Source organism: Salinibacterium sp. AL4.1, assembly GCF_059767305.1.
Genome location: NZ_JBSOQK010000002.1, coordinates 256,942 through 282,749, shown reverse-complemented (window position 1 = coordinate 282,749; position 25,808 = coordinate 256,942). Strand labels below are relative to the sequence as shown.

At 62.2% G+C, this 25,808-nt stretch carries 26 protein-coding genes and 1 tRNA gene; 18 read left to right on the top strand and 9 right to left on the bottom strand.

Annotated features, from left to right (window positions below; translation table 11 throughout):
- Nucleotides 1-178 precede the first annotated feature (178 nt).
- From metG to ACWTV3_RS10720, 6 genes are all read left to right on the top strand, one after another.
- Nucleotides 179-1,759 (top strand): methionine--tRNA ligase, encoded by a 1,581-nt coding sequence (metG, locus tag ACWTV3_RS10745; RefSeq protein WP_498478202.1) that lies wholly within the window; start codon nucleotides 179-181, stop codon nucleotides 1,757-1,759.
- Entirely contained in the window at nucleotides 1,756-2,739 is a 984-nt protein-coding gene (locus ACWTV3_RS10740) for a TatD family hydrolase (protein WP_498478201.1), read from the top strand. The genes metG and ACWTV3_RS10740 overlap by 4 nt, the downstream gene beginning before the upstream one ends.
- On the top strand, nucleotides 2,736-3,566 hold the full coding sequence (gene rsmA, locus ACWTV3_RS10735) for a 16S rRNA (adenine(1518)-N(6)/adenine(1519)-N(6))-dimethyltransferase RsmA (protein ID WP_498478200.1): 831 nt from the start codon (nucleotides 2,736-2,738) through the stop codon (nucleotides 3,564-3,566). The genes ACWTV3_RS10740 and rsmA overlap by 4 nt, the downstream gene beginning before the upstream one ends.
- Before the next feature lie 80 nt (nucleotides 3,567-3,646).
- Entirely contained in the window at nucleotides 3,647-3,874 is a 228-nt protein-coding gene (locus ACWTV3_RS10730) for a 4-diphosphocytidyl-2C-methyl-D-erythritol kinase (protein ID WP_498478199.1), read from the top strand.
- Between the two features lie 97 nt (nucleotides 3,875-3,971).
- Nucleotides 3,972-4,910, top strand: coding sequence for a 4-(cytidine 5'-diphospho)-2-C-methyl-D-erythritol kinase (locus tag ACWTV3_RS10725; RefSeq protein WP_498478198.1), 939 nt, complete (start codon nucleotides 3,972-3,974; stop codon nucleotides 4,908-4,910).
- Nucleotides 4,911-4,929: 19 nt separating this feature from the next.
- Nucleotides 4,930-6,765 (top strand): ABC-F family ATP-binding cassette domain-containing protein, encoded by a 1,836-nt coding sequence (locus tag ACWTV3_RS10720; protein ID WP_498478197.1) that lies wholly within the window; start codon nucleotides 4,930-4,932, stop codon nucleotides 6,763-6,765.
- Between the two features lie 16 nt (nucleotides 6,766-6,781).
- On the opposite strand, the gene ACWTV3_RS10715 is transcribed toward ACWTV3_RS10720, so the two are convergent.
- A complete protein-coding gene (locus tag ACWTV3_RS10715; RefSeq protein ID WP_498478196.1) occupies nucleotides 6,782-7,924 on the bottom strand; it encodes a sensor histidine kinase in 1,143 nt (380 codons plus the stop codon).
- Nucleotides 7,921-8,619 carry a response regulator transcription factor gene (locus tag ACWTV3_RS10710; RefSeq protein ID WP_498478195.1) on the bottom strand — a complete coding sequence of 233 codons (699 nt, stop codon included), beginning with the start codon at nucleotides 8,617-8,619 and terminating at the stop codon, nucleotides 7,921-7,923. Before ACWTV3_RS10710 ends, ACWTV3_RS10715 begins: the two co-directional genes overlap by 4 nt.
- Before the next feature lie 162 nt (nucleotides 8,620-8,781).
- Here ACWTV3_RS10710 and ACWTV3_RS10705 point away from each other — a divergent pair, with 162 nt between their 5' ends.
- Both ACWTV3_RS10705 and ACWTV3_RS10700 read left to right on the top strand, forming a co-directional pair.
- The gene (locus ACWTV3_RS10705; protein ID WP_498478194.1) at nucleotides 8,782-9,231 is read left to right on the top strand and encodes a DM13 domain-containing protein; all 450 of its coding nucleotides are present in this window, start codon (nucleotides 8,782-8,784) and stop codon (nucleotides 9,229-9,231) included.
- Nucleotides 9,228-9,731 (top strand): DoxX family membrane protein, encoded by a 504-nt coding sequence (locus ACWTV3_RS10700; protein WP_498478193.1) that lies wholly within the window; start codon nucleotides 9,228-9,230, stop codon nucleotides 9,729-9,731. Before ACWTV3_RS10705 ends, ACWTV3_RS10700 begins: the two co-directional genes overlap by 4 nt.
- Before the next feature lie 52 nt (nucleotides 9,732-9,783).
- Here the strand turns inward: ACWTV3_RS10700 and ACWTV3_RS10695 are convergent, their stop codons facing one another.
- Both ACWTV3_RS10695 and ACWTV3_RS10690 read right to left on the bottom strand, forming a co-directional pair.
- Complete coding sequence (locus ACWTV3_RS10695) at nucleotides 9,784-10,860, bottom strand: YeiH family protein (RefSeq protein WP_498478192.1); 1,077 nt, start codon at nucleotides 10,858-10,860, stop codon at nucleotides 9,784-9,786.
- The gene (locus ACWTV3_RS10690; RefSeq protein WP_100389650.1) at nucleotides 10,853-11,344 is read right to left on the bottom strand and encodes a MarR family winged helix-turn-helix transcriptional regulator; all 492 of its coding nucleotides are present in this window, start codon (nucleotides 11,342-11,344) and stop codon (nucleotides 10,853-10,855) included. Before ACWTV3_RS10690 ends, ACWTV3_RS10695 begins: the two co-directional genes overlap by 8 nt.
- Before the next feature lie 149 nt (nucleotides 11,345-11,493).
- Here ACWTV3_RS10690 and ACWTV3_RS10685 point away from each other — a divergent pair.
- Nucleotides 11,494-11,565: transfer RNA gene (locus tag ACWTV3_RS10685), tRNA-Gln, on the top strand.
- A gap of 185 nt (nucleotides 11,566-11,750) precedes the next feature.
- Nucleotides 11,751-12,086, top strand: coding sequence for a hypothetical protein (locus tag ACWTV3_RS10680; protein WP_498478191.1), 336 nt, complete (start codon nucleotides 11,751-11,753; stop codon nucleotides 12,084-12,086).
- Nucleotides 12,087-12,317: 231 nt separating this feature from the next.
- Here ACWTV3_RS10680 and ACWTV3_RS10675 read toward each other — a convergent pair whose 3' ends face one another.
- Complete coding sequence (locus ACWTV3_RS10675; protein ID WP_498478190.1) at nucleotides 12,318-13,304, bottom strand: SHOCT domain-containing protein; 987 nt, start codon at nucleotides 13,302-13,304, stop codon at nucleotides 12,318-12,320.
- Nucleotides 13,305-13,650: 346 nt separating this feature from the next.
- Between ACWTV3_RS10675 and glmU the strand changes: the two genes are divergently transcribed.
- The 3 genes from glmU to ACWTV3_RS10660 all read left to right on the top strand — a co-directional run bounded on the left by glmU (nucleotide 13,651) and on the right by ACWTV3_RS10660 (nucleotide 17,875).
- Complete coding sequence (glmU, locus tag ACWTV3_RS10670; RefSeq protein ID WP_498478189.1) at nucleotides 13,651-15,087, top strand: bifunctional UDP-N-acetylglucosamine diphosphorylase/glucosamine-1-phosphate N-acetyltransferase GlmU; 1,437 nt, start codon at nucleotides 13,651-13,653, stop codon at nucleotides 15,085-15,087.
- Nucleotides 15,088-15,127: 40 nt separating this feature from the next.
- A complete protein-coding gene (locus ACWTV3_RS10665) occupies nucleotides 15,128-16,105 on the top strand; it encodes a ribose-phosphate diphosphokinase (RefSeq protein ID WP_498478188.1) in 978 nt (325 codons plus the stop codon).
- Between the two features lie 66 nt (nucleotides 16,106-16,171).
- Nucleotides 16,172-17,875, top strand: coding sequence for a long-chain-fatty-acid--CoA ligase (locus ACWTV3_RS10660; RefSeq protein WP_498478187.1), 1,704 nt, complete (start codon nucleotides 16,172-16,174; stop codon nucleotides 17,873-17,875).
- Here the strand turns inward: ACWTV3_RS10660 and ACWTV3_RS10655 are convergent.
- Together ACWTV3_RS10655 and gnd are read right to left on the bottom strand one after the other, a co-directional pair.
- Nucleotides 17,872-18,243 (bottom strand): hypothetical protein, encoded by a 372-nt coding sequence (locus ACWTV3_RS10655; RefSeq protein WP_498478186.1) that lies wholly within the window; start codon nucleotides 18,241-18,243, stop codon nucleotides 17,872-17,874. The genes ACWTV3_RS10660 and ACWTV3_RS10655 overlap by 4 nt on opposite strands.
- A gap of 107 nt (nucleotides 18,244-18,350) precedes the next feature.
- Nucleotides 18,351-19,808 carry an NADP-dependent phosphogluconate dehydrogenase gene (gnd, locus tag ACWTV3_RS10650; protein WP_498478185.1) on the bottom strand — a complete coding sequence of 486 codons (1,458 nt, stop codon included), beginning with the start codon at nucleotides 19,806-19,808 and terminating at the stop codon, nucleotides 18,351-18,353.
- Between the two features lie 160 nt (nucleotides 19,809-19,968).
- Here gnd and ACWTV3_RS10645 point away from each other — a divergent pair, with 160 nt between their 5' ends.
- Nucleotides 19,969-20,286: a putative quinol monooxygenase gene (locus ACWTV3_RS10645; RefSeq protein WP_498478184.1), complete on the top strand. Its 318-nt coding sequence runs from the start codon at nucleotides 19,969-19,971 to the stop codon at nucleotides 20,284-20,286.
- A 56-nt stretch (nucleotides 20,287-20,342) separates the two neighbouring features.
- On the opposite strand, the gene ACWTV3_RS10640 is transcribed toward ACWTV3_RS10645, so the two are convergent.
- Nucleotides 20,343-20,768, bottom strand: coding sequence for a pyridoxamine 5'-phosphate oxidase family protein (locus ACWTV3_RS10640; protein ID WP_498478183.1), 426 nt, complete (start codon nucleotides 20,766-20,768; stop codon nucleotides 20,343-20,345).
- A 179-nt stretch (nucleotides 20,769-20,947) separates the two neighbouring features.
- Between ACWTV3_RS10640 and ACWTV3_RS10635 the strand changes: the two genes are divergently transcribed.
- The 4 genes from ACWTV3_RS10635 to ACWTV3_RS10620 are packed head-to-tail and all read left to right on the top strand — an operon-like array spanning nucleotide 20,948 to nucleotide 24,785.
- A complete protein-coding gene (locus tag ACWTV3_RS10635) occupies nucleotides 20,948-21,469 on the top strand; it encodes a gluconokinase (RefSeq protein ID WP_498478182.1) in 522 nt (173 codons plus the stop codon).
- 23 nt (nucleotides 21,470-21,492) lie between these two features.
- Nucleotides 21,493-22,902 carry a GntP family permease gene (locus ACWTV3_RS10630; RefSeq protein WP_498478181.1) on the top strand — a complete coding sequence of 470 codons (1,410 nt, stop codon included), beginning with the start codon at nucleotides 21,493-21,495 and terminating at the stop codon, nucleotides 22,900-22,902.
- Nucleotides 22,903-22,911: 9 nt separating this feature from the next.
- A complete protein-coding gene (locus tag ACWTV3_RS10625; protein WP_498478180.1) occupies nucleotides 22,912-23,685 on the top strand; it encodes an SDR family oxidoreductase in 774 nt (257 codons plus the stop codon).
- A 56-nt stretch (nucleotides 23,686-23,741) separates the two neighbouring features.
- Nucleotides 23,742-24,785, top strand: coding sequence for an L-idonate 5-dehydrogenase (locus ACWTV3_RS10620; protein WP_498478179.1), 1,044 nt, complete (start codon nucleotides 23,742-23,744; stop codon nucleotides 24,783-24,785).
- A 12-nt stretch (nucleotides 24,786-24,797) separates the two neighbouring features.
- Here the strand turns inward: ACWTV3_RS10620 and ACWTV3_RS10615 are convergent, their stop codons facing one another.
- Nucleotides 24,798-25,514, bottom strand: a complete 717-nt coding sequence (locus ACWTV3_RS10615) for a FadR/GntR family transcriptional regulator (protein ID WP_498478178.1) — start codon at nucleotides 25,512-25,514, stop codon at nucleotides 24,798-24,800.
- Nucleotides 25,515-25,808: the final 294 nt, after the last annotated feature.

Genomic DNA, 25,808 nt, shown 5'->3' with positions numbered 1-25,808 from the left:
TTTGATTGTCAACGCACCCGACTGCGTTTCTGTGAGACTACGCGGCTTCCTGTGGCAATGCAACGCAAATACAGAAAAAGCCACAAACTCCCACATTCGAGAGTGCGGCATCCGGTGCTCCCAGCGAACGCGGGCACCCCCGGCGTAATCAATCGGCACAGGCGAATAGAATGAAGGCATGTCTGCCGGCGACTCCTTCTACATTGCGACGCCCATCTTCTATGTGAACGACGTTCCCCACATTGGGCACGCGTATACGGAGGTGGCCGCCGACGTTCTTGCGCGCTGGCACCGTCAGCGGGGTGAAGACGCCTGGTTGCTCACGGGCACCGACGAGCACGGCCAGAAGATTCTGCGCACCGCTGTCGCCAACAACACGACACCCCAAGAGTGGGCCGACCGCCTCGTTGCCGACTCCTGGCAGCCGCTGCTCGAGACCATCGACATCGCCAACGACGACTTCATTCGCACGACCGATGAGCGTCACGAGAAAGCCGTTGCCACGTTCTTGCAGCGCCTCTACGACGACGGCCATATTTACGCCGGTGAATACGAGGGCTACTACTGCGTCGGTTGCGAAGAGTACAAGCAGCTCGATGACCTCGTCACCGCCCCCGACGGTGAGTACAAGGGCCAGCTCGTGTGCGCGATTCACTCGCGCCCCGTCGAGATTCTCAAGGAGAAGAACTACTTCTTCCGCATGAGCGACTTCGGGCAGAAGCTGCTCGACCTCTACGAAAGCCAGCCCGACTTCGTGCAGCCCGCGAGCGTGCGCAACGAAATCGTGCAGTTCGTCAAGCAGGGTCTCGACGACCTCTCCATTTCGCGTTCCAGCTTCGACTGGGGTGTCAAGGTTCCCTGGGATGAAACCCACGTCGTGTACGTCTGGTTCGACGCCCTACTCAACTACGTCAGCGCCATCGGCTACGGCGTCGACGACGAACAGTTCGCCAAGCGCTGGCCTGCCGTGCAGCTCGTCGGTAAAGACATTGCCCGCTTCCACGCGGTGATCTGGCCCGCCATGCTCATGGCTGCCGGACTGCCCGTGCCTCGCGCTGTCTTCGGCCACGGCTGGTTGCTCGTGGGTGGCGAAAAGATGTCCAAGTCGAAGCTCACCGGTATTGCTCCGAGCCAGATCACCGACACCTTCGGTTCCGACGCCTTCCGCTACTACTTCATGAGCGCCATCACTTTCGGTCAAGACGGCTCCTTCAGCTGGGAAGACCTGAGCGCGCGCTACCAAGCAGAGCTGGCTAACGGCTTCGGCAACCTTGCCTCGCGCGTCATCGCGATGGTGAATAAGTACTTCGATGGTGAGATTCCGACGCTCGGTGAGCTCACGGCATCCGACGAAGCGATCATCGCGACACAGAAGCGTGCCACCGAGAAGTCGAACGCGCTCATCGACACGTTCGCGATCAACGAAGCACTCTCGTCAGTGTGGCAACTCGTGGATGAACTCAACGGGTACATCACGGAGCAAGAGCCCTGGGCGCTGTCGAAAGACCCCGCCAACCGCGAACGCCTCGGTACCGTGCTGGCCACGACCGTCAACGGACTGGGCACCCTCGCGATCTTGCTGTCGCCGGTGCTGCCTAAGGCAACTGAAAAGCTCTGGACCGCCATCGGTGGTGTCGGTGAACTGCGCGAGCAGCGCATCGACGACGCTCAGAACTGGTCGCACTCCGGTCGCGTCACGGCTCTTGAATCGTCGCTGTTCCCGCGCATCGAAGTGGATGCCGAGAGCGGCACGGCGTGACCGAACCGTTCATCAGGCAGCGTCACCGCAGCGCCGACGAGAAAGCCTCCGAGAAGCTGCAATATCCGCCGCTGCCCGAACCTCTCGAGGGCGTTGTCTACGACAATCACACGCACCTCGAGATCGCTGACGGCGGGCCCGACGGCGCACTCGACTTCACCGAACACCTCGCCCGCGCCGCTTCGGTCGGCGTTCGCGGTGTCGTGCAGGTCGGCACGGATGTCGCCACGAGTCGTTGGTCGGCTGAACTCGCCGCCACCAACCCGCGTGTTCTCGCTGCGGTAGCAATCCACCCAAACGATGCTCCCGAGCTCGCTGCTGCGGGGGAGTTGGATGCTGCGCTCGCCGCCATCGACGAACTCGCCGCGCTTCCGCGAGTGCGCGCTATCGGCGAAACGGGTCTCGACTTCTTCCGCACGGATGACGAGGGTCGCCCCGCGCAATTCCGCTCTTTTGAAGAGCACATTGCGATTGCCAAGCGGCACGGCCTAGCGCTGCAGATTCACGATCGCGACGCTCATGACGAGGTCATCGAGACGCTGTTGCGCGTCGGTGCTCCCGAGCGCACGGTCTTCCACTGCTTCTCGGGTGATGCTGCAATGGCCCGCATCGCCGCCGACAACGGCTGGTTCTTGTCGTTCGCCGGAACAGTGACGTTCAAGAATGCCGCGAACCTGCGCGAAGCGCTTTCCGTGATCGATCTCGATCGCATCATGATCGAGACTGATGCTCCCTATCTCACGCCGCATCCGCTGCGCGGCCGTCCGAATGCGCCGTACCTGATGCCGCACACGGTGCGCGCGATGGCAGCCCACCTCGAAATCAGCGAGCTCGAACTCTCGGCGCAACTCGCGGCCACCACCGAGGCCGTCTATGGTTCGTGGGACACCGAACTCCCCACGGGCATCGAACCGGCGCCGGCACGCGGCGAGACGACCGCTGCATCCGTCTCGAGCGCACAGAATGTAGGCACGCGATGAACACCCTGCTCGGTCCCGCCGAGATCCGCGATCTCGCGGATCTGCTCGGCATCCAGCCCACCAAGAAGCTGGGCCAAAACTTTGTCATTGATCCCAACACGGTGCGCCGCATCGTGAAGGCCGCGCACGTCGTCTCGGGCGAAACAGTGGTCGAGGTTGGACCAGGGCTTGGCTCCTTGACGCTCGGCATTCTGGAGACCGGGGCATCCGTCGTCGCCGTCGAAATCGACAAGCGTCTGGCTGCCCAGTTGCCCATTACGGTGAGCCAGATGCAGCCGGATGCTCAGCTCACGGTCATCACCGAAGACGCTTTGCGCGTCACCGAGTTGCCCAACGAGCCCCGCGTCTTTGTCGCGAACCTGCCGTACAACGTGTCGGTTCCCGTGCTGCTCCATTTCTTGGAGCACTTCGATTCGCTCGACCGCGGTCTCGTGATGGTGCAGGCCGAAGTGGGCAATCGTGTCGCCGCCGGCCCAGGCAGCAAGGTTTACGGTTCGCCGAGCATCAAGGCTGCGTGGTACGGAGAGTTCTCCACCGCCGGTCTCGTTAGCCGTCAGGTCTTCTGGCCTGTTCCCAACGTCGACTCGGTGCTCGTGCGCTTCGAGCGTCGCGAACAACCCGGAACCGTTGAGGAGCGTAAAGCAACGTTCGCTCTCGTGGATGCCGCCTTCCAGCAGCGTCGCAAAATGTTGCGTCAATCGCTCTCCAGCGTGCTGGGCAGCTCAACGGCCGCCTCCGAGCGGCTTGTGGCGGCGGGTATCGCCCCCACCGCCCGCGGCGAGGAACTCACGGTGCTCGATTTCCTTGCTATTGCGCGCGCTGCGTAACTAGCGAGATGCCTTCGCCCGCTGCAGGCTGCGTCAGATCAGCCATTCCGTTTGGTGCCGAACGACGGTAGGTTGGCCTCATGTCGGAAGCAACGAACAACACCCCCAGTGACCGCGACGTTCTGGAAGGAACGGGGCGGCATCCCGATGAGTGGTTCGCGTTTCTCGATATGGCGGGCGCCGGAAAGTGGCAGCACGCAGAATTTCTGAGCTGGTTCAAGGCCAACGCTGCTCATGTGAGCGCCGAGTGGGCGGAGTCAGTAACGGCCCGCTACGCGGCAGTTCGCGGGCTCAATATTTCGAAGTAGTTTCACCAGGGTAACGAGAGCTTCACGATTTTTTGTCGAGGCCCGTTATCCCCACCCTGCGCACAGACCGGTACGTTCCACAAGGTAAGTTTGGATCATGACTACCGTCCCGGCAGCCTCCACAATGGTTCACGCTCGTGCCCCCGGCAAGATCAATGTCTTCCTCAAAGTCGGCTCGCTGCTCGACGATGGATATCACGACGTTGCCATTGCCTATCAGGCTGTTTCACTGTGTGAAGATGTGCGCGCTTTTCACGCCGACGACTTCTCGGTGTCGGTTACCGGCACCGTCGATCTTTCTCGTGTGCCCACCGACGGCTCCAACATCGCCATCATGGCGGCTCGCCTTCTCGCTCGCCGCACTGGCTACCGTGGCGGTGTTCGGCTCGAAATCGACAAGCACGTTCCTGTCACGGGCGGTATGGGCGGCGGCTCGGCGGATGCCGCAGCAACTCTCTTGGCCTGCGATGCGCTCTGGGGCACCAACATCTCTCGCGAAGAAATGCTCGGCCTCGCCAGCGAATTGGGTGCCGACGTGCCCTTCGCGCTCACCGGCGGAACCGCTATCGGAACAGGCCGTGGCGACCAGCTCAGCCCTGCTCTTGCCAAAGGCCAGTTTCAATGGGTTCTCGCTCTCTCCGATGCGGGCCTCTCGACTCCCGAGGTGTACACGGCGCTTGATGAGCACCGCCAGCAGTACTCTCAAGACATCTTCCCGGCCGAGGTTGCCCCGTCGGTTGACGCTGATGTTCTGCAGGCACTGCGTGCCGGCGACCCGCACATGCTTGCCGAGTGCCTCCACAATGACCTGCAGGCCCCCGCGCTCAAAATGGCACCGTCGCTTGCTGGCGTGATCGAACTCGGCGAGAAGAACGGCGCCCTCGCGGGTGTCGTTTCTGGCTCGGGCCCGACGGTTGCCTTCCTCACCGCTGACCTCGATTCGGCCCTCGAATTGCAGATCGCGTTGAGCGCAGCGCAAATGAACGTGGTGCGGGCGACCGGTCCGGTTCACGGCGCGCGAATTATTAGCGACTAACCCGGCTAGGCTTGCCCGAATGGCACACCTTCTTGGCGCTGAGTCCCTTCATCTCGAATTTCCGACCCGCGTAATCTTTGATAATGTCACGATCGGCCTCGACGAGGGCGACCGTATCGGCATCGTCGGTCGCAACGGTGACGGCAAAACTACCCTTATGCGGATGCTTTCGGGCCGACTCGAGCCCGACGAGGGTCGCGTTACGCGCCGCAATGGCGTGCGCCTCGGAATGCTCGATCAGGCCGACGAGCTCGATGGAACCAAGACGGTGCACGAGACCGTCATTGGCGATATCGACGAGCACGTGTGGGCGGGCGACCCCAAGGTTCGCGACGTTATTGCGGGCCTCGCAGCAGATATCCCGTGGGAAGCCAAAATTGGCGACCTCTCTGGTGGCCAGCGTCGTCGTGTTGCTCTTGCGGCTCTGCTGATTGGCGACTGGGACGTCATCTTCTTGGATGAGCCCACTAACCACCTCGACGTCGAAGGCATTTCGTGGCTTGCCGGCCACCTCAAGCGCCGCTGGGGAACTAACGCCGGCGGGCTGCTGGTCGTCACTCACGACCGGTGGTTCCTCGATGAGATCTGTACCGCCACGTGGGAGGTTCACGATCGTCTGATTGAGCCCTTCGAAGGCGGCTACGCGGCCTACATTCTGCAGCGCGTGGAGCGTGACCGCATGGCTGCTGCCTCCGAAGCGAAGCGCCAGAACCTCATGCGCAAAGAGTTGGCCTGGTTGCGCCGCGGTGCGCCCGCGCGCACAACGAAGCCGAAGTTCCGCATCGATGCTGCCAACGAGCTCATCGAAAACGAACCTCCCGCCCGCGACAGCGTGTCGCTGTCGTCGATGGCGATGCAGCGCCTCGGCAAGGATGTTGTTGACCTCGAAGACGTGACCGTCACCTACCAGGTCACTGACCCGGCATCCGGAGCGCAGGGCGAAAAGACCGTACTCAAGGACGTCACGTGGCGCATCGCTCCCGGCGAGCGCACGGGCATCCTCGGTGTCAATGGTGCCGGAAAGTCGACGCTGCTCTCGCTCGTCTCGGGCACCCTGCTGCCGACGGCTGGTCGCGTCAAGCGTGGCAAGACCATCAAGGTCGCGACCCTCACTCAGCAGCTCGCCGAGCTCGATGACGTGTGGGAAGAGCGCGTCAGCACCGTTATCGGCCGCCACAAGAGCACCTATGTCACGGGCGGCAAAGAGATGACGCCGACCCAGATGTTGGAGCGCGTTGGATTCACGAGCACGCAGCTCTCCACCCCGGTGAAAGACCTCTCGGGTGGGCAGAAGCGTCGACTGCAATTGCTGCTCATTTTGCTCTCGGAGCCGAACGTTCTGATTCTCGATGAGCCGACTAACGACCTCGACACCGACATGTTGGCCGCGATCGAAGACCTCCTCGACACGTTCCCCGGCACGCTGCTCGTCGTGAGCCACGACCGGTACTTGCTCGAGCGCGTGACTGACCAGCAGTACGCCGTGATGGAGGGCAACTTCCGTCACCTGCCGCGTGGTGTTGACCAGTACCTCGAGCTTCGTAACCAGCAGCTCAAGGGCTCCTCGGGCAATGCTTCTGGTGCTGCCGCTGGTGCGCCGGATGCCACGGCCGCGAAGGCCAAGCCCAAGCTGGGTGGTGCCGAGCTGCGCAACTCGCAGAAGGAGCACGCTGCTGCCGGTCGCAAGATTGCCAAGCTGCAGGGGCAGATCGCTGAACTTCACCAGCGCATGGCCACGCACGACCAGTCAGACTTCGCTGGTTTGGGTGCTCTCGTTGGCGAACAGCAGGCGCTGCAAGAGGCTCTCGACACCGTCGAGACCCGCTGGCTCGAACTCGACGAACTGCTCTCTTAGAACGCTAGCTAGCGTGCTAGGCCGCGACGGTCGGTAGCGCGACGTTGAGTCGGAACCCCTCGGGGAGCTGCTCGGCGTTCACACCGCCGCCGTGGGCTTCGACGATGCCGCGCACGATCGCGAGGCCGAGTCCGGCGCCGGCCGAACCACTCGACTCCTGCTCGGGAGTGCGCGCTTCGGTGGCGCGCCAACCGATCTCGAACATGTGACTGAGGTCTTCGCTGGCGACCCCGCTGCCTTGATCGAGCACCGACAGCACCAGACTTGACTCATCGCGCTGGTCGGCGCTCACGAGAATCTGCGAGTTCGCTGGCGCGTAGCGGATGCTGTTGGTGAGCAGATTCACGACCACGCGCGTGAGCTCGTGCGGGTCGGCCCAGAGCATCCGCCCCTCCACGCCGGCATGGCTGATCTGGATGCCGCGAGCCGCCGCCAGCTGGCTGACGTCGGCAACGGCATCCGACACAATATCGAGCAGCTCCACGTTCTCGGGCCGCAGCGTGAGGGTGCCGCTTTGGATGAGCGACAGCTCAAAGAGATCGTCGACGAGACGATTCATGGTGCCGACCTGGGCGCGAATCTGGCGCAGGTAGTCGCTCGGGTCTTCCACTACGCCAGCGTCAAGGGCTTCGGCGAGGGCGCTGATGCCGGTCAGGGGAGTGCGGAGGTCGTGCGAGATCCAGGCGAAGAACTGGCGGCGCGAAGCATCGAGGCGAGCAATTTCGTCACGCGCGGCGGCGAGGCGTTCGGAGGCTTCGGAGAGCTGCACCGAGACTTCGGCGACCTCTTTCCACGTGTCGGAATTGGGGGCGACAACATCGCCTGCTCCGACCTGCGCCACGCTTTCGCGCAGCGTGGCAAAGGCCCGGCGAACCGCCCGCCCACTCACGAGGGCGGCGATGAGACTCATCACCGTCGAGATGCCGACGACCCACAGTACGACCTGCAGGTCGTGGGCCGAGAGATACATTTGCGCGGTCGCGACGACGGTAGTCACAGCGATCGAGACGATCGCCGCAATCACGACGACCGTGAACTGGAACGCAATCGAACGCCGACGGCCCCACCGCAAAACGAGCAGCGCGACCAGCATCACGGCGGTCGTGCAGACGGCGGCGGTGGCGAGAATGAACAGCACCTCGCTCGAGTTGAGGATCATGCGGCATCCTTCACGGTGAAGCGGTATCCCTTGCCCCACTCCGTGAGGAGAAAGCGGGGGTAGCGCGGTTCGGGTTCAATCTTTTCGCGCAGTCGGCGCACGTGCACGGTGACGGTAGAGGCCTCGCCAAAGCTCCACCCCCACACCTCACGCAGAATGTCGTCGCGACTCAGCACGCGTTCGGGGTTTTGCAGCAGAAAGAGAAAGAGCTCGTATTCGCGGGTGGTCAATGTCATCTCGTTGCCGTCGAGGAAGATCGTGCGGTGCGCCGGGTCAACGCGAAACTGACCGAGCGTAAACGGTTCGGATGACACATGCGAGCTGCGCGTGCGGCGCACCATCGCGTCGACTCGCAGTTGCAATTCGCGCAACGAGAATGGCTTGGCGATGTAGTCATCGGCGCCGTGTTCGAGACCATCGATGCGTTCTTCTACGGCATCCAGAGCGGTCAGCATGATGATCGGTAGCTGCGGGGATGCCGCGCGCGCCTGTCGGCACAGTTCGTCGCCGCCGACGCCGGGCAGCATTCGATCGAGAATGAGCACGTCGGGTAGCGGGCCGCGCAGGGCATCGCGCGCTTGGATCCCGTCGCTAATGCCCGTAACGGAATATCCCCGCCCGCGCAGGTATTCGGTGACCACCGAGAGCACAGTGGCGTCGTCTTCGACGATCATGACGCTCGGCTGATTTTCCATAGCCCCAGCCTAGATTGGCTGCCCGAGGGAATGCCGGTTTCAATTCTTACGCTCTTGAAACATCCGTCATTTTCGCTGAACCCCCGGCTTAGGTTCGTAACCGTCACCGCGTCATTGACTCGTTGGCGTCCTCCAACAACACACGAACTTAGGAACTCCCTCATGAGAAAATCAGTTATCTCCGGCGCAGCAATCCTCGCTCTCTCGCTCATGCTCAGTGCCTGCAGCGGTGCAGCAACCGACACCACGAGCAGCGAATCCACCGCCCCCGAGTCGTCGCAGTCCGAGACGGTGGCTCCCGTTGACGAAGTAACGCGCACGGGTGAGTTCGCTGGCCAGGGCGACAAGTCGGTCGCCGGTACCGTCACGGTCAGCGACTCAGAAATCGTGCTTTCCGGGTACTCCTCCGACGAGGGCCCCGACCTGCACGTCTACCTCACCAATGGTGACGATGAGGATGCCATTGCCGCCGGCATGCAGATCGACTCTGTTGTCTTCGATGAAGAGACCCAAACCTTCACCTTCGATGCCATGGATGTCTCCGGTTACGACACCGTCGTCATCTACTGCGACAAGGTCAAGGCAATCTTCGGATCCGCACTCCTCTCATGATGAACCGTGCGCTTTCCCTTGTCGCTTCCGTCATCACGGGAGCGGCGAGGGTGGGCCTCGGCATCCTGTGGCTTAACGAAGGTCTGTTCAAGCTGAAGGCAGGATTCGACGGGGCCGACATCGGACTCGTTGTAGACAGCACCGTCTCCAACAATCGCGTGCCCGACTTTTTCGAGGCATTCACCACCACCTTCCTCGGGGGAGCCCCCGGCTTCTTCGGCTGGGCTATTCCCACCCTTGAGGTCGGCCTCGGTATCGCCCTCATCGTCGGAGTGTTCACCCTTCCGGCAGCCTTGATGAGCGCCTTTACGCTGCTCACCTACTGGGCCGCCGACCAACTGATTGACGAGTACCCGATCATGCTGGCGCTCTCGATCGTCACCGCAGTCTTCGTGGTCAGCGCGTCACGACTGTCGGTCACGACAATTGTCGAGAAGCTCGTGCAACGTACGAAGCCGGAAACCCGCTGGTTCTCGGCTCCGGTCCGGCGCTGGCTTTAGCACCTTTACTGATGTCAGCCGCGGGGTCTGGCATCAGCTAACGGCTCTGGCGCTAGCCCAGGGCAGCGACTCCTGCGGCGCGGGCGATTTCCACCGCGCCGTAGGAGAGCAGAGCAATAACGGCCCACGAGATGAGTGCGACCACGAGAGCGCGCCCACCGGTGCGAACGAGGTTGCCAATGCTGATCGAGGCTCCGAGCCCGAAGAGGGCCATGCCGAGTACGAGTTCTTGGCCGTAGGCTGTTGCCTCAAGAAAGCCGTCGGAGAGCGGAACGAAGGTACGCACGAGAACCGCCGCCAAGAAACCAACGACAAACAGGGGCAGGATGGCGGGGCGCTTCACCTCGCCGCGATCAGCAGCAGGCTCGCCAGCGGCAGTCGCGGCAGCAGCCTGCACGCGGTCGGCCCGCGCGGCGACCACGCCCGCCAGCGCCACCATAGGCGCGAGCATCGCGACCCGGGTGAGCTTCACCACAACGGCAACAGCAAGAGCAGTTGCCCCCGCGATTTGAGCCGTAGCGACGACCTGGCCGACATCGTGCACGCTCGCCCCCACCCACATCCCGAACTCAGCGGTGTCGAGACCGAGGAGCGGGCGAAGCGCGGGGAGTAAGGCAATGGCGAGAGTGCCACACAGCGTGACTAGCGCGATCGGGGTGGCGGTGTCGGAGTCCTTCGCGCGCGTGACACCCGCCATCGCGCCGATGGCCGAGGCGCCACAGATTGAGAATCCGGCGGCAATCAACACGGACTGCTGACCGGGCAGGCGCAGCATCCGGCCGATGCCCCAGGTGAAGAAGAATGTGATGACGACGATGGCGACGATCATGCCGAGTACGAGCCAGCCCAGTTCGGCAATGTTCACGAGACTCAGCTTGAAGCCGAGCAAGACAACACCGATGCGCAGCAAACGACGAGCGGCAATCGCGAGCCCCGGCTTCACCGCGGCACGAACCGAACCGCGCCACGGCAGGGCGGCGAATAGGATGCCCAGCACCACACACGCGGTCAGCGTCGGGATTGCCGGCACCAGAAAACTGATGAGTACAGCGAGAGCGAAAGCGGCAAGTGCCAGACCGAGCCCGGGGGAGTTGCGGCGAAAAGCGGTCGGGACTTGCAGGTTATTCACCGTCGAGGCTCAACTTTCTGAGCAGCGAGCTCAATCGTTCTTGTTCCAGCGGAGACATGCGCGCCAGCAGGGCTGTCTCGTCGTGCACGAGCGAAGTGATGGCTTCATCGACGCGTTCGCGCCCACTGGCCGTCATGATCACAATTACGCCGCGACCATCATTGGGGTCGGTGCGACGCTCGACCAGCTTGCGGGCCACCATGCGGTCGATGCGGTTCGTCATCGTGCCGCTCGAAACCATTGTTTGCTGCACGAGAGCCGTCGGGCTCAACTGGTACGGGGCGCCGGCCTTGCGCAGAGCAGACAGCACATCGAACTCCCACGGTTCGACGCCAGCGACAGCAAAAGCGGCCTTACGGGCACGTTCGAGGTGCTTCGCAAGGCGGCCGACACGGCTGAGAACATGCAACGGCGCAAAGTCGAGATCGGGGCGCTCGCGCGACCACGCTTCGACAATTCGGTCGACTTCGTCGCGTTGGGGCATCCGGTTATTATCTCAGCTTCGATCCCCGGATGTGTGCCACAAACGCACCCCAGAACCCCGAAGAAACGTGTGTTAAGGCTCCGAATCGGGCTACGTGCACGACAGACGGCGAATGATCTGGCAGAATTGATGCGCGCCTTCGGGTGCGGTCCGCTTTGGTGTAACGGCAGCACGGCAGCCTTTGGAGCTGTCCAGTCTAGGTTCGAATCCTAGAGGCGGAGCTGTGAGAGATTCTGGAAACCCAAGCGCTCTTATTGTCGAAACCCTTGCGGAAGGGTTGCATGTGGAGGGTTGTGCGACTTCGGCTGAACCCTGAGTTGGGGGCTAGTTGACGTCTGACTGCCGCTGTACTCTCTGGATGATTCCTGACTCGCTATCCGCTTAAAACCGAGAGGCTTTGCCGCCGATGTATCGCCGCTCTGTTGTTGTCCTAGTCGCGGCTGTGCTGGCGCTCGCGGGATGCTCGTCCTATTTCGACATCCACGATGACAATCAACCGCTTCAAGAGCCCCTTCACACTGAAGGCGAAAACTCTGCAGATCAACAACCCGTCGAAAGCGAAGCGAGTGGCGGATGGCGCTGCATCTGGGACCCGACTTACAACGACGACTGGCACGACGACTACGTCTGCTCGAATGGCACAGCCATCGATCGTCCCTACCTGATTCCCGAAGATTCGTTCGTGGAGTCGTGGGAGATGGAAGCCGCGGCTGCTGCCTACGAGGACAACTTGAACGACTAACCGCACTAGCCACAAAGGTTGGGCTGACAGCTTCCCCATTGGTTGACTTAGTCTCGTATGCTTTTGCCCGAGTCGCTTATATTCGCACCATGATCGGCGTCGGCTTTTTGTTTAGCGGCTGAGACCAGTACCGCGGAGGGTGCGAGGCCGTGCGGGTCAATGCAGAAGTCTTTCTGCTGGGCAGAGAGGTCGCTCTGATTGCGTCGATTGCCGCTTTGAGTAATCCGATCGTTAGATGTCCAAAATGCGTTTCTTGGCGGATTCGAACTCCGCGTCAGTGAGCAATCGGTCGAAGCGCAGGTTGGAGATCTGCTTAAGTTTCTCTGCGACCGGCTGGCCTGTATTGGTGAGAATCGTGTCGACCATTGCACGAATGTCTGCTGCTGTAGCGTTCTGCGGTCTAAGCGTCTCCACGTGGGTCGCGAGTTGGTCCACGAGCCTCCGGCCTTCGTTGGCTGCGGCTGGCTTTATTGGTATACCGACTGACCATCCCGCACCAGAGAGTTGTAGCTGGGCAGTTCGCATGTCGTGCTGGGTGTTGACGATCTTGGAGCGTCCCTTTTTGTCTGTGACAGTTGCGGAGGTTACTTGGATTGAGCCGTCCACAAAGACCTGCCCTCTCGTCGAACTGTCGATGTCGTAGGCAGTCTGGCCGTAAATTACCCAGTCCCTGAAGAACTCCACTTGCCCGCCCTGCACGGCATCCACAGAGCCGATGCTTGGCGACTCGAACGAGGCAGCTGAAAGGCCAGCATGTGAGAGATAGTGATTTGCTGCTCCTGCCACATCGGTAGGGTAGTTTTTCTTTGCTGTTTCCCAAAAGTTCCGGAGAGCGACCGCAGCGGCTCCGCCTGAACCGGCTTTGATCAGTGCTGAAGTAGCTTCGTTCATACTCGCAGCAGCGACCTCGGCCTGCCGTTCGCTTGCTGCCTTAGCGCGCTCGGCCGCAGCGGCTTTCCTTTGAGCGATCGCGGGGTTGGTCCCTTGGCCGCGAAGCAGGTAAACCGACCAGACGGAAAGACCCATTCCCACTATTATCGAACCTACGGGGTTCGTGGTTGAGGTGCCTGCGATCGCGGGGACGATTGCTCCGAACCCGCCTATTAAGGTCAAGCCACCCAGTACAGCGAGAGCCATTCCCCACCAACGGTATTCGTACTTGGCGGCGAAGGGGCGTCTATGTGGGGCAGATTCTGCCGGGCGGGGTTCAGTGCTCACGGGCGCAACTCTATCGGCTGGTGTAAATGCAGCCCACCCCACGTTCGCGGGTGCCCGACCTCAGTGGAATGGCCTCAGAGACAGCCGACTGTCGACCAGCGATGGCTATCGAATGAGGCAACGTTGATCGGGCGAGCGTCCGGCTTGGCGACCCTCAGTCGATCTCGACGAGGCGAACGGTGGAAGCTGCATTCATTTGAGTTCTTAGAACCGCTCGGGGATCGTGCTCAGAACGCTGCGATTATCAAGGCGATCATTAATCTTCGGAGTTCCCCGCTCTCTCCGTGTCGTTTGCTGCTTTGGTGAGCGCGTTCTGAGTGCCGCTCATTCAGGGCAGAATAGAACTATGACCGAACACAAACTCGCCGTCATTGTTCTCGCCGCAGGCCAAGGCACTCGCATGAAGTCTGCCAAGCCTAAGGTGCTGCACCGCCTTGCCGGCCGCGAGCTCATTGGGCACGTTGTTGCTTCCGCGCGCGAGCTGAACCCCGACCACGTAATCGCGGTTGTGCGTCACCAGCGTGACGAAGTGGTGGCAACGCTCACCGAACTCATGCCCGACATTCTTATCGTCGACCAGGATGACACCCCCGGAACCGGCCGCGCGGTAGAGGTCGCTGTCGACTCCCTGCCCGCCGACTTCAACGGCGACGTTGTTGTCGTCAGCGGCGATGTGCCGCTCCTCGACTCGGCCACTCTTGCATCGCTGCTCGCGCAGCACCGCACTCAGTCAGCGGCGGCCACCGTGCTCTCAGCCATCCTCGACGACGCCACCGGCTACGGCCGCGTCGTTCGCGATGCTAGCGGCGGCCTTGACCGCATCGTTGAGCAAAAGGATGCCAGCGCCGACGAGATCGCCATCACCGAAATCAACTCAGGCACCTACGTGTTCCAAGTTGGCCCGCTGCGCGAGCAACTCGTGCGCATCACGACCGACAACGCTCAGTCGGAGAAGTACATCACCGACGTTGTCGGCCTCCTTCGCGGAGTCGGTGCCACGGTTGCTGCGATGCCCGTGACCGCCGGCTGGATGGTCGCCGGAGTCAACGACCGCGTTCAGCTGGCCGAAGCTGCTCGCCGCATGAACGAGCTCATCGTGCAGAAGTGGCAGCGCGCGGGCGTCACCATCGAAGACCCCGCCACCACGTGGATCGACGCCGACGTCACCCTTCACGCCGACGTTGAAATTCTCCCCGGTACCCAGCTGAAGGGCGCAACGCTCGTGCAGTCCGGCGCCATCATCGGCCCAGACACCACTCTGGTTGACTGTGAAATTGGCGAGAATGCCGTCGTGAAGCGCACCGATGCCACGCTCAGCGTGATCGGCGCCAACGCCTCCGTTGGCCCATTCGCCTACCTTCGCCCCAACACAAAGTTGGGCGTCAACGGCAAGATCGGTACGTTCGTCGAGACCAAGAACTCCAGCATTGGTGAGGGCAGCAAGGTGCCTCACCTCAGCTACATTGGCGACACCGAAGTGGGCGAGCAGTCCAATGTAGGTGCCGGCACCATCACGGCAAACTACGACGGTGTGAACAAAAACCGAACGGTTGTGGGCGCCCACGTACGCACGGGGTCGCACAACGTCTTCGTCGCTCCGGTTAGGATTGGTGACGGAGCGTACACCGGAGCCGGTTCGGTCATCCGAAAAGATGTACCGGCAGGCTCCTTGGGTATCAACGTCGCTCCACAGCGCAATATCAGTGGCTGGGTTGAAACCAATCGCGCGGGCACTGCAGCGGCTCAAGCAGCTGCCGCAGCAAACGACGATAACGACGCCTGACCGAAGTACGCCGTAACCGCGGCAGAGAGCGAGTCCCCCCGTGGCCAGCATCAAGATCTCCGGTCAAAAGCGACTCGTGCTTGTTTCCGGGCGTGCACACCCGCAACTCGCGATCGACATCGCGACGGAGCTGGGCAGCGAGCTCGTTCCCACTGACGCGCGTACCTTCGCGAACGGTGAAATCTACGCTCGCTACGACGAAAGCGTTCGCGGTTGTGACGCCTTCGTCATCCAGTCGCACACTGAGCCCATCAACGAGTGGCTCATGGAACAACTGATCATGGTAGATGCCCTCAAGCGTGCCTCCGCCAAGCGCATCACCGTTGTCTCGCCCTTCTACCCCTACGCCCGTCAAGACAAGAAGGGCCGTGGCCGCGAGCCGATCAGCGCCCGTCTCATCGCTGACCTGTACAAGGCTGCCGGCGCCGACCGCATCATGAGCGTCGACCTGCACGCTGCTCAGATTCAGGGCTTCTTCGACGGCCCCGTTGACCACCTCTTCGCCATGCCCGTTCTTCTTGAGCACTTCCAGAAGCAGCTTGACCCCGAAACTCTCACCGTGGTCAGCCCCGACATGGGCCGCGTTCGCGTCGCCGACATCTGGAGCGACAAGCTCGGCGCTCCGCTCGCCATTATTCACAAGCGTCGCGACCCGCTGGTTCCCAACCAGGTCACCGTTCACGACATCGTGGGTGACGTCGATGGCCGCGTGTGCCTGCTCGTCGACGACATGATCGACACCGGTGGAACGATCGTCAAGGCTGCAGAGGCGCTCAAGAAAGCTGGCGCCCTCAAGGTCGTTGTTGCGGCAACCCACGCGATCTTCTCCGACCCCGCTCCCACGATTCTGCAGAGCGACTTCATCGACTCCGTAGTTGTTACCGACACCCTGCCCGTGCCGGAACACAAGCGGTTCCCGACGCTGACCATCTTGCCGATCGCTCCGCTGCTGGCTCGCGCCATCCACGAAGTATTCGACGACGGATCGGTCACCTCGATGTTCGACGGTGCCGCCTAAATCTCTCGCGGTTTTTTGGTGCCCGTGGTGTAGTTGGCTGCGCGGTACGCGGCATACAGTTAAGCCATGACTGTGTTGTCCGATCAACCATGGATCTCTCACTACGCCGAGGGCGTTGCCCACGAAATCCCGCTGCCCGAAGGGTCGCTGTACGATCTCGTGGCAGCGACCGTCGCGGAGTATCCGCGTGCTGTCGCGCTCGAATTTTTCGGTAACGAGACCACGTATGCGCAACTCGGCGAGCAGATCGAGCGGGCGGCAGAAGGCCTGCGTTTGCTGGGCGTGCAAAAGGGCGACACCGTTGCTCTCGTGCTACCGAACTGCCCGCAGCACATCGTTGCGTTCTATGCCGTGCTGCGCCTTGGCGCCATCGTGGTCGAGCACAACCCGCTCTACACGCCGCGCGAGCTGCGCCACCAGTTCGAAGACCACGGTGCCCGCGTGGTTATCGCCTGGAACAACGTCGTTGACACTCTTCAGGCGATGCCAGCGGATGCCGCGGCCGAAACAATTATCTCCGTCGACGTCACGCGCGCAATGCCGCTGAAGACGCGTGCGCTGCTGCGCTTGCCCATCGCCAAGGCTCGGGAATCGCGTGCTGCTCTCACGACCGCTGTGCGCGGAACGATTGTGTGGGAAGACCTGCTCAAGTCTGAGCGTATCGACGAACGCATCGTTCGCCCCGACGCGAATGATTTGGCGCTCATCCAGTACACGAGCGGCACGACGGGGCACCCCAAGGGAGCAATGCTCAGTCACCTGAACCTTTCTGTGAATGCCGCTCAAGCGCGAGCATGGGTGCCGGCCGTTCCTCGGGGCAGCGCGGTCGTTTACGCCGTACTGCCGATGTTCCACGCGTATGGGCTCACACTCTGCCTCACCTTTGCAATGAGCATGGGCGCACGCCTTGTGCTCTTCCCCAAGTTCGATCCTGACCTTGTGCTGGCCGTTATCAAGAAGCGACCCGCGACTTTCCTGCCTGCAGTGCCGCCGATCTTCGAACGGCTGACGGCGGCAGCGGATGCCGCTGGGGTGTCGCTGAAAGGTATCGAAATTGCGATTTCGGGGGCAATGCCGTTGTCCCCTTCCGTCGTGCAACCGTGGGAAGCGCGCACGGGTGGCACCCTAGTTGAGGGGTATGGCCTCTCTGAAACCAGCCCCCTTCTCATCTGCAATCCGGTGGGGCCAACGCGGCGTCCCGGCACCATCGGTTTGCCTCTCCCGAGCACCGAGATTCGGGTAGTAGACCCTGAGAATCCCACGGTCGATCGAGCCGCGGGGGAGGAAGGCGAACTCATCGTTCGTGGTCCGCAGGTGTTCTCCGGCTACTGGGATAAGCCAGAGGAGACTGCTGAAGTCTTTGTGAAGGCGACTGATTCTGGCAAAAACTGGTTCCGCACGGGCGACATCGTCACGGTCGACGCGAACGGTTTTGTGACCGTGGTTGACCGCATCAAGGAGCTCATCATCACGGGTGGTTTCAACGTGGCACCGAGCGAGGTCGAGGAGGCCCTCCGGCAGCAGCATGGCATCGCTGATGCTGCGGTTGTCGGTCTACCGAGCGACCACAGCGGCGAGGATGTCGTTGCCGCCGTCGTGCTCGCACCGGGAGCATCCCTCGACGAAAGTGCCACTCGCGAGTCGCTGCGCCGCAACCTCGCGGCCTACAAGGTGCCCAAGCGTGTGGTGGTGGTTGACGAGCTTCCGCGGTCGCTCATCGGCAAGATTCTGCGTCGCCAGGTACGCGAGCAGCTACTCGAAAAAGACTAGGTGTTGTCTGCCGGGCTCGTCGGAAGAAGGGCGGGTCCGGGAATGAGCCCGAGCGAACGCAAGAGCGTTTCGCCACCATTGAACGAGATCGCGTAACACTTCCAGCCGGGGTCGCCGTCGCCCGAGAGCTCGAAGCGCACGTCGTACGACACTGCTTGAGGCGCGAGGTATTCGGTGTAAATGGCGCAGGTGCGATGAGCTGTGCTGTTGGCCGTGCCCGCCGCCGAAACGATACCGGGCACCACGAGGCCGATGAGGCCGAGAACAACAACGACTCGCATCACGGCTTTAAAAGCGCGTGAGCGTAAGGGGCGTTCCCCGTGCGGTACATAGCCGTCGAGTTCGGGGTTTTCGTCAGACAAGCTCATCGTGATGCCATTCTGTCACTGACCGCTGGGGATCGCCTCGCGCGGGCGCCCACAGACAGAAATGGCGGCGAACCGAGGTCCGCCGCCATCTCCATTAGTGCACGTGCTTAGTGCGAGTCAGTCGCTTCGATCTCGCTGCGATCGCCCGACCACAGAGTGTGGAAGGTGCCATCCATGTCGACGCGCTTGTAGGTGTGAGCGCCGAAGAAGTCGCGCTGTCCCTGAACGAGGGCGGCAGGCAGGCGCGGTGCGCGCAGGCTGTCGTAGTATGCGAGCGACGACGAGAACGCGGGGGTCGGGATGCCGGCGGCGGCAGCGCCACCCACAACACGACGCCATGAGTCCTGCGTGCCGGCCATCGCGTCGGTGAAGTATGGAGCGGTCACCAGGGCCACGAGACCGGGGTTCTCGGCGTAGGCCTCAGTGATGCGGTTCAAGAAGCGCGCACGGATGATGCAACCACCGCGCCAGATCTTCGCGATCTCGCCCTTCTTGATGTCCCAGTTGTACTCTTCAGCGCCGGCGACGATCGCGTCGAAGCCCTGGCTGTACGCGATGATCTTCGAAGCGTAGAGAGCCTGGCGAACATCCTCAATGAAGGCTGCCTTGTCTTCGACCGCGGGTACCGAGCTCGGGCCGGGCAGTGCTGCGGATGCCGCACGCTGAGCAGGCTTCGACGAGACGGCGCGAGCGAACACGGCTTCGGCGATGCCCGACACGGGGACTCCGAGGTTGAGCGCAGTTTGCACGGTCCACACGCCGGTTCCCTTGGATCCGGCCTGGTCGAGAATGATGTCCACGAGGGGCTTGTCAGTCTTCGCGTCGACCTGGCGCAGAACCTCGGCGGTGATCTCGATGAGGTAGCTCTCGAGCTCGCCCTTGTTCCACTCGGCGAAGATGTCAGCGATTTCGGCGGGGGTAGCGCCGGTGCCCTGGCGGATGAGGTCGTACGCCTCAGCGATGAGCTGCATGTCGGCGTATTCGATGCCGTTGTGAATCATCTTGACGAAGTGACCTGCACCGTCGGTGCCCACGTGGGTCACGCAGGGCTCGCCTTCAGCAACAGCGGCGATCGACTTGAGGATCGGGCCGAGGGTCTCCCACGCTTCAGCGGAACCGCCGGGCATGATCGACGGGCCGAGCAGCGCGCCCTCTTCGCCGCCGGAGATGCCAGCGCCAACGAAGTTGATGCCGGTCTCGCGTACTGCCTTCTCGCGACGAATGGTGTCGGTGAAGAGCGCGTTGCCGCCATCGACGATGATGTCGCCGGGTTCGAAAGCTTCGGTCAGAGCGTCGATCACGGCATCCGTGCCCTTGCCGGCCTGCACCATGATGATGGCGGTGCGTGGCTTCGACAGCGACGCCGCAAATTCTTCATAGGTGGATGCCGGAACGAAGTTGGCTTCGGGGTGCTCGGTGAGCAGCGTCTCGGTCTTCGAGTAGGAGCGGTTGTAGATGGCAACGGTGTTGCCCTCACGGCTCGCGAGGTTGCGGGCGAGGTTGGAGCCCATAACTGCGAGCCCTACTACGCCAATGTTTGCGGATGCTTGCTCAGCAGCGGTCATATCGTTCACTCCTTGACTCTGGGACAAAGTGGCGGGCCGATGCAGCGCGGCTGGTTGGCCCAATCATCAAGCCTAGGGCACACCGCGCAACGGGCTCGCGGCATCCATTCAGTCTCGCTTCGCCGAGGGCGCTCAGGAAGCGAGGAGTAGCGTGAGGCGCATGACTGAACCTGTGATTGTTACCGCCGTTTTCCGCATCCGCCCCGAAAGCCGGGATGCGGTCGTTGCCGCCTTCGCGCCCGCGTTGACCGCCGTGCATGACGAGCCGGGGTGTGAGCTGTACGCGATGCACGAGGCAGCCGACGGCTCCTTTGTGATGATCGAGAAGTGGGAATCAGAAGCACTGCTCGACGCTCATGGGTCGAGCCCCGCTGTGGCCGCTCTCGTGGGCGAGATCAAAGACCACCTGACCGCCGAGGTCTCGGTGCTGCGCATGACGGCGCTGCCCATGGGCTCACCAGGCAAGGGCGCGCTCTAGAAAGTCGAGATTCGCTAGTCGTGAGCGGCTAGCAGCGCGCAACGACCGGCTGGCACCTAGTAACGTTCGGGCTCTGGCCCGAGCGTGAACCGGCGCCCGGTCACGTCTGTCGGCTTGATTTCTACCCAGACGTATTTGAGCGTCGGGATCAGCGGCGTGAGTGGCAGTTGGTCGGCTTCGTAAATCTCGTCTTGAGATTCGATGATGCGCGCCGTGCCTTTAGCGACAACGCTCCAGGCGGAGTGCGGCCCAACGTAGTCCGTTTCGAAAGCCACTCGATCGTTGATCGTGAGCTTGAGCAATTTGGTGCCCTGCGCTGTACGCAGAAGGAGCCGATTCTTCACGGCGATGAAGTTCACCGGGGTGATCTCAGGCTCTCCTTGAAAGCTGACCGCGATTCTGCCGAGGGTGGCCGTTCGCAGCAATTCCCAGCAGGTCTCCGGTGTCAGTTCTTCGACCGGATCGTTCAGGTTCTCGCTCATAGCAATTCCTTCCCTTGCCTCATCCTCCCACCGCGGTGGTCTCGGCGCTAGGGCATGAGCGGAGCATCCGAAAGCAAGCTTCGGAGATATTTGCTCAACAAGTTTGCATTAAGTCTGCTTTAAGGCACACTGGTCAGATTGATATCAGACGTAACGATGCGTCGAATGTTAGGAAGACCGTGGCTTCACAATTTCCACCCCTCATCGTGATGGGTGTCTCTGGATCAGGTAAGTCGACCGTTGGCGCAGCCCTCGGCACCGAACTGGGCATGCAGTTCATCGACGGTGACGACCTTCACCCTCGTGCCAACAAAGAAAAGATGGCGGCCGGTCACGCCCTCAACGACGAAGACCGCGCCCCGTGGCTGGAGATCATCGCCGAACGCATCGGCGCCGAACTCGCTGACGGCACCCCCATCATCGTCGCCTGCTCATCCCTCAAGCGTTCTTATCGCCGGATGCTCACGGCCTACGCGCCCACCACTGTGTTTGTGCATTTGCGTGGCGAACGCGAAGTCATCGCCGAACGCCAGTCGCACCGCAACCACGAGTACATGCCCAACAGCCTGCTCGATTCTCAGTTCGACACTCTCGAACCGCTCCAGGTCGACGAGCGCGGTGTGCTCGTCGACCTCACCCAGACTCCGGACGAGATCGTCCGGTCCATCAAAAAAGACCTCACCGACACCTTCGTCGACTGAGCTGCACAAAAGAAGTTAGGACAATGATGACCGACCTCCAACTGCTGTGGGAGTTGCCCACGTGGGGCCTTCTCCTGCTGGCCGCAGGCGCGATTGCGCTCTTGCTGCTGCTGATCATCGTGGGCCGCGTTCACGCGTTCCTCTCCCTGATCATTGTCAGCCTCGTGACCGCCGTGGCTGCAGGTATTCCGACGAACCAGATAATCCCGACACTCACATCGGGCTTCGGTGGCACGCTTGCCAGCGTTGCCCTGCTGGTCGGTTTGGGTGCGATGCTCGGGCGGATGCTCGAAATGAGTGGTGGAGCACAGGTGCTCGCCGACTCGCTGATCCGCCGCTTTGGTGAGAAGCGTGCGCCGCTCGCTCTTGCTGTTGCCTCGCTCATGATGGGTTTCCCCATCTTCTTCGACGCTGGTCTTGTCGTCATGCTGCCGATCATCTTCACGGTGGCTCGTCGCCTCGGTGGATCGCTGCTCTTCTACGCGTTCCCATCGGCTGTGGCCTTCTCGGTCATGCACATCTTCGTGCCGCCGCACCCCGGCCCCGTTGCCGCCACCGGCCTGCTCGGTGCCGACGTGGGGCTCGTCCTTATCTTCGGTCTCATCGTGGCACTGCCCACCTGGTACGTCGTCGGCTACAAGTTCGGTACGTGGACCGGTAAGCGCTTCGACGTTGCTATCCCCAACATTCTCTTCGGCAGCCAGGACGACGAGAAGGCTGCTCAGTTCAAGTCGAACCCCAAGCTCGGCACGATTCTGTTCCTCTTGCTGCTGCCTCTCGTGCTGATCTTCATGAACACCGGTCTCAATGCGCTCGCTACCGCGGGCGTCGTCGAACTAGAGAACCCCGTCGTTCAGGTACTTCGTCTGCTCGGTGAAACGCCCATCGCCCTGCTCATCACCGTGGTCTTCGCCATGTGGCTGCTGGGATGGAAGCGCAACAAGGAGCGCACGCTCATCGAGACCATCGTCGACAGCGCGCTCGGCCCGGTTAGCTCGATCATCCTCATCACCGGTGCCGGTGGAATGTTCGGTGGCGTGCTGCGCGCCAGCGGAATCGGTGCCAGCATCGCGACCTCCCTCGAGTCGATCGGCATGCCGCTCATCGTGGCCGGCTTCGTTATCGCTGCCATCATCCGTGTTGCTCAAGGTTCGGCCACCGTAGCTCTGACCACTGCGGCAGCCCTCATCCAGCCCGTTGTTCTCGCCGACACATCGCTCAACCCGGTTCAGCTCGCCGCCATCGTGCTCGCGCTCGCCGCCGGTTCCGTGTTTGCTGGTCACGTCAACGACTCGGGCTTCTGGTTGGTCAGCCGTTTCTTCGGAATGGATACCCAGACCACCCTGCGTACGTGGACCGTCGGCCAGGCACTCATCGGTGTCATGGGCTTCGCGATTGCGTTCGTCATTTTCATCATCGCCGGAATGTTCTAGGAGATAGCCGTGGCATCCACTCTGTTTGACCTCACTGGGCGCATCGCCCTCATCACCGGATCGAGCCGAGGAATCGGGCGCGTCATTGCGCAAGCCCTCGCCGAAGCCGGTGCAACGATCGTGCTGAACGGTCGCGATGAAGAGCGCCTCGCCGCTACTCACTCCGACTTCAGCACCGAATTTGGGGCAGAACGCGTCTACGCTCGTGCGTTTGACGTTGCGGATGCCACGGCTGTCGCCACCGCAATCGCCGAGATCGAGACATCCATTGGTGCGATCGGGGTGCTCGTGAACAACGCGGGTATCCAGCATCGCGAACCGATGCTCGACCTCGACGTGGAGGACTGGAACCGGGTCATCTCCACCAACCTCACCAGCGCGTTCCTCGTCGGGCGCGAAGTTGCGCGCCACATGCTGGAGCGCGGCGAGGGCAAGATCATCAACATCGCGTCGGTGCAGACCGACCTTGCGCGACCGACCATCGGGCCGTACACGGTCTCGAAGGGCGGCATCCGCAACCTCACTCGCGCCATGACGGCGGAGTGGGCCAACGGCGGGCTGCAGATCAATGCAATCGCTCCCGGCTACATCCACACCGAGATGACGCAGGCGCTCGTCGACGACGACACCTTTAACAGCTGGATTCTCGGGCGCACGCCTGCCGGTCGCTGGGGTACTCCCGCCGACCTGGGCGGCCCCGCAGTCTGGCTGGCCTCAAGTGGATCTGACTACGTCAACGGCCAGGTCATCTTCATCGATGGCGGCATGACGGTCGTCGTCTAACCTCCTGCTTTACCGCCGAGCGTCGCTGCCGGCACCGTTCTACAGAAAAGATTGTCATGACAAGTGCAGCCCCCGCCGAAACTCTCGCGGTCACGATTCACGCCCAAGATGACTTGCGCGTGGAGAGCATTCCGTTGGCCGCTCCGGCCGCCGACGAAGCCGTGATCCAGATTGCGTTCGGCGGGGTCTGCGGGTCTGACCTGCACTACTGGTCGCACGGTGCGGCGGGGGAGTCGATTCTCAAGGCGCCCATGATCCTCGGCCATGAGGTCGTCGGCACCGTCATTCAGCAGGCCGCTGATGGCACGGGACCTGCCGCGGGAACGGCCGTCGCCGTGCATCCCGCAACCCCCGGCGGCACAGAGCCTCGCTGGCCCGAAGACCGCCCCAATCTTTCGCCCGGCTGCACCTACCTGGGCAGCGCGGCACGCTTTCCGCACACCGAAGGTGCCTTCGCCGAGTTCGTTACTTTGCCCAGTCGGATGCTGCGAGCACTCCCCAGCTCGCTGACTTTGCGCGATGCCGCGCTCGTCGAACCCGCCAGCGTGGCCTGGCACGCCGTCTCGCGTGCCGGTGACGTTCGCGGAAAACGGGCTCTCGTGATTGGTGCTGGCCCCATCGGCGCCCTCATCGTCGCTGTGCTCAAGCGCGCTGGTGCCAGCGAGATTGTGGCCGTCGACATGTTCGCCGGGCCCCTCGCCATCGCCCGCCAGGTCGGCGCAACTGACACTCTTCACGCCACCGACGTGGATGCCATCGCCGCTGTCGACGCTGACATCGTCTTCGAATCGTCGGGCAGCTACCGCGGTCTCGAGTCTGCCGTTCGTGGCGCAACTCGTGGCGGCCGCGTGGTCATGGTGGGGCTCTTGCCTTCCGGCCAGCAGCCCGCACTCATCTCGCTCGCCATCACCCGCGAGCTCGAACTCGTCGGATCATTCCGCTTCAACGACGAGATCGACGAAGTGATCGCGGCGCTCGCCGACGGCAGCCTGGTCGTCGCGCCAATCGTGACGCACGAGTTCGCGGCATCCGATGCTCACGAAGCCTTCGCCGTTGCCAAGGACTCGGAGAACAGCGGCAAGGTGCTGCTGCGCTTCTAGGGTGCTGCGCTTCTAGTCGAGGAAGATGCGCGGTTCGCCAGCCCAGATGGGCTCGACTTCTTCGATCGTGCGGCTCATGATGCGCTCCATGGAGGCGAACGCGTCGGCCGGGCGCTTGCCCTGGATGGCATCCGCAACATCCACGTGCAGTTGCAGCGCTTCTTCGTGCGGGGTCGACGGCATGAGCCCACGGTGGGTGCGGCCCGTCAGCACTTCGGCGATCACGCGGTCGAGGCGTGCGAACATCTCGTTGCCGCTCGCGGCAAGAACCAGCGAATGAAAGCGGATGTCGAGCTCAAGAAATAGCTCCAGGTCGCCGGAGCGCCCCACGGCCCGCATTCGCGCGGCCAACGCCAGTAGCTCGCCGGCTGCATCGTCGGAGGAGTGCAGGGCGGCGAGTTTCGCGGCCTGCGGTTCAATGGCGCTGCGCAGCTCAGTGAGGGAGCGCAGCTGGCGCCCATTCTCGGCCTGCTCGAGGCGCCACCGGATTACGAGGGGGTCGTAGAGACTCCACTCCGACATCGGCAGCACGCGCATCCCGACCCGCTTGACGGAGGCCACCATGCCGAGCGATTGCAGCACACGCACGGCTTCACGAACGACCGAACGCGAGACGCTATAACGCTCTTCGAGTTGCTCGGCGAGGATCGTGGATTCAGGGGAGATGTCGCCCGAAACGATGCTGAGCCCTAGATCGTTGAGCACGCGTGCGTGGAGACTTCCGGGCATGCTTCAAGAGTAGTGGTTCTGTAGCGCTCATTGAGTGGTCCCCAGCGCGCGGGATTCGTGGCTGACAGCAGCAATTAACCGTGTAAACTCAGCAGTTGAACTTCGGCGAGGGAACCATCTGGTTCCGTTATCGACGCGGCGGGCAAGTCTCAGGCTTATTTCCTGACAGGGCTTTTCCTCACGCGGCAGACCACTGGTTTGTCGGCGTTCGAGTTGAACTACAGATAATGATCTGGGCACTGAGCCCGCCACGAGCACTCCGTTCGTTGCAGGCGCTGAGCCCACAATAGACTT

What these genes read in the sequence shown, in the direction of transcription:
- ACWTV3_RS10680 (WP_498478191.1), top strand. Translation starts at nt 11,751, where the DNA reads ATGTATCGCCGCTCTGTTGTTGTCCTAGTCGCGGCTGTGCTGGCGCTC.
- ACWTV3_RS10700 (WP_498478193.1), top strand. Translation starts at nt 9,228, where the DNA reads ATGATGAACCGTGCGCTTTCCCTTGTCGCTTCCGTCATCACGGGAGCG.
- ACWTV3_RS10645 (WP_498478184.1), top strand. Translation starts at nt 19,969, where the DNA reads ATGACTGAACCTGTGATTGTTACCGCCGTTTTCCGCATCCGCCCCGAA.
- ACWTV3_RS10655 (WP_498478186.1), bottom strand. Translation starts at nt 18,243, where the DNA reads ATGAGCTTGTCTGACGAAAACCCCGAACTCGACGGCTATGTACCGCAC.
- ACWTV3_RS10630 (WP_498478181.1), top strand. Translation starts at nt 21,493, where the DNA reads ATGATGACCGACCTCCAACTGCTGTGGGAGTTGCCCACGTGGGGCCTT.
- ACWTV3_RS10705 (WP_498478194.1), top strand. Translation starts at nt 8,782, where the DNA reads ATGAGAAAATCAGTTATCTCCGGCGCAGCAATCCTCGCTCTCTCGCTC.
- rsmA (WP_498478200.1), top strand. Translation starts at nt 2,736, where the DNA reads ATGAACACCCTGCTCGGTCCCGCCGAGATCCGCGATCTCGCGGATCTG.
- ACWTV3_RS10710 (WP_498478195.1), bottom strand. Translation starts at nt 8,619, where the DNA reads ATGGAAAATCAGCCGAGCGTCATGATCGTCGAAGACGACGCCACTGTG.
- ACWTV3_RS10720 (WP_498478197.1), top strand. Translation starts at nt 4,930, where the DNA reads ATGGCACACCTTCTTGGCGCTGAGTCCCTTCATCTCGAATTTCCGACC.
- ACWTV3_RS10620 (WP_498478179.1), top strand. Translation starts at nt 23,742, where the DNA reads ATGACAAGTGCAGCCCCCGCCGAAACTCTCGCGGTCACGATTCACGCC.
- gnd (WP_498478185.1), bottom strand. Translation starts at nt 19,808, where the DNA reads ATGACCGCTGCTGAGCAAGCATCCGCAAACATTGGCGTAGTAGGGCTC.
- ACWTV3_RS10730 (WP_498478199.1), top strand. Translation starts at nt 3,647, where the DNA reads ATGTCGGAAGCAACGAACAACACCCCCAGTGACCGCGACGTTCTGGAA.
- metG (WP_498478202.1), top strand. Translation starts at nt 179, where the DNA reads ATGTCTGCCGGCGACTCCTTCTACATTGCGACGCCCATCTTCTATGTG.
- ACWTV3_RS10660 (WP_498478187.1), top strand. Translation starts at nt 16,172, where the DNA reads ATGACTGTGTTGTCCGATCAACCATGGATCTCTCACTACGCCGAGGGC.
- ACWTV3_RS10615 (WP_498478178.1), bottom strand. Translation starts at nt 25,514, where the DNA reads ATGCCCGGAAGTCTCCACGCACGCGTGCTCAACGATCTAGGGCTCAGC.
- glmU (WP_498478189.1), top strand. Translation starts at nt 13,651, where the DNA reads ATGACCGAACACAAACTCGCCGTCATTGTTCTCGCCGCAGGCCAAGGC.
- ACWTV3_RS10690 (WP_100389650.1), bottom strand. Translation starts at nt 11,344, where the DNA reads ATGCCCCAACGCGACGAAGTCGACCGAATTGTCGAAGCGTGGTCGCGC.
- ACWTV3_RS10725 (WP_498478198.1), top strand. Translation starts at nt 3,972, where the DNA reads ATGACTACCGTCCCGGCAGCCTCCACAATGGTTCACGCTCGTGCCCCC.
- ACWTV3_RS10715 (WP_498478196.1), bottom strand. Translation starts at nt 7,924, where the DNA reads ATGATCCTCAACTCGAGCGAGGTGCTGTTCATTCTCGCCACCGCCGCC.
- ACWTV3_RS10640 (WP_498478183.1), bottom strand. Translation starts at nt 20,768, where the DNA reads ATGAGCGAGAACCTGAACGATCCGGTCGAAGAACTGACACCGGAGACC.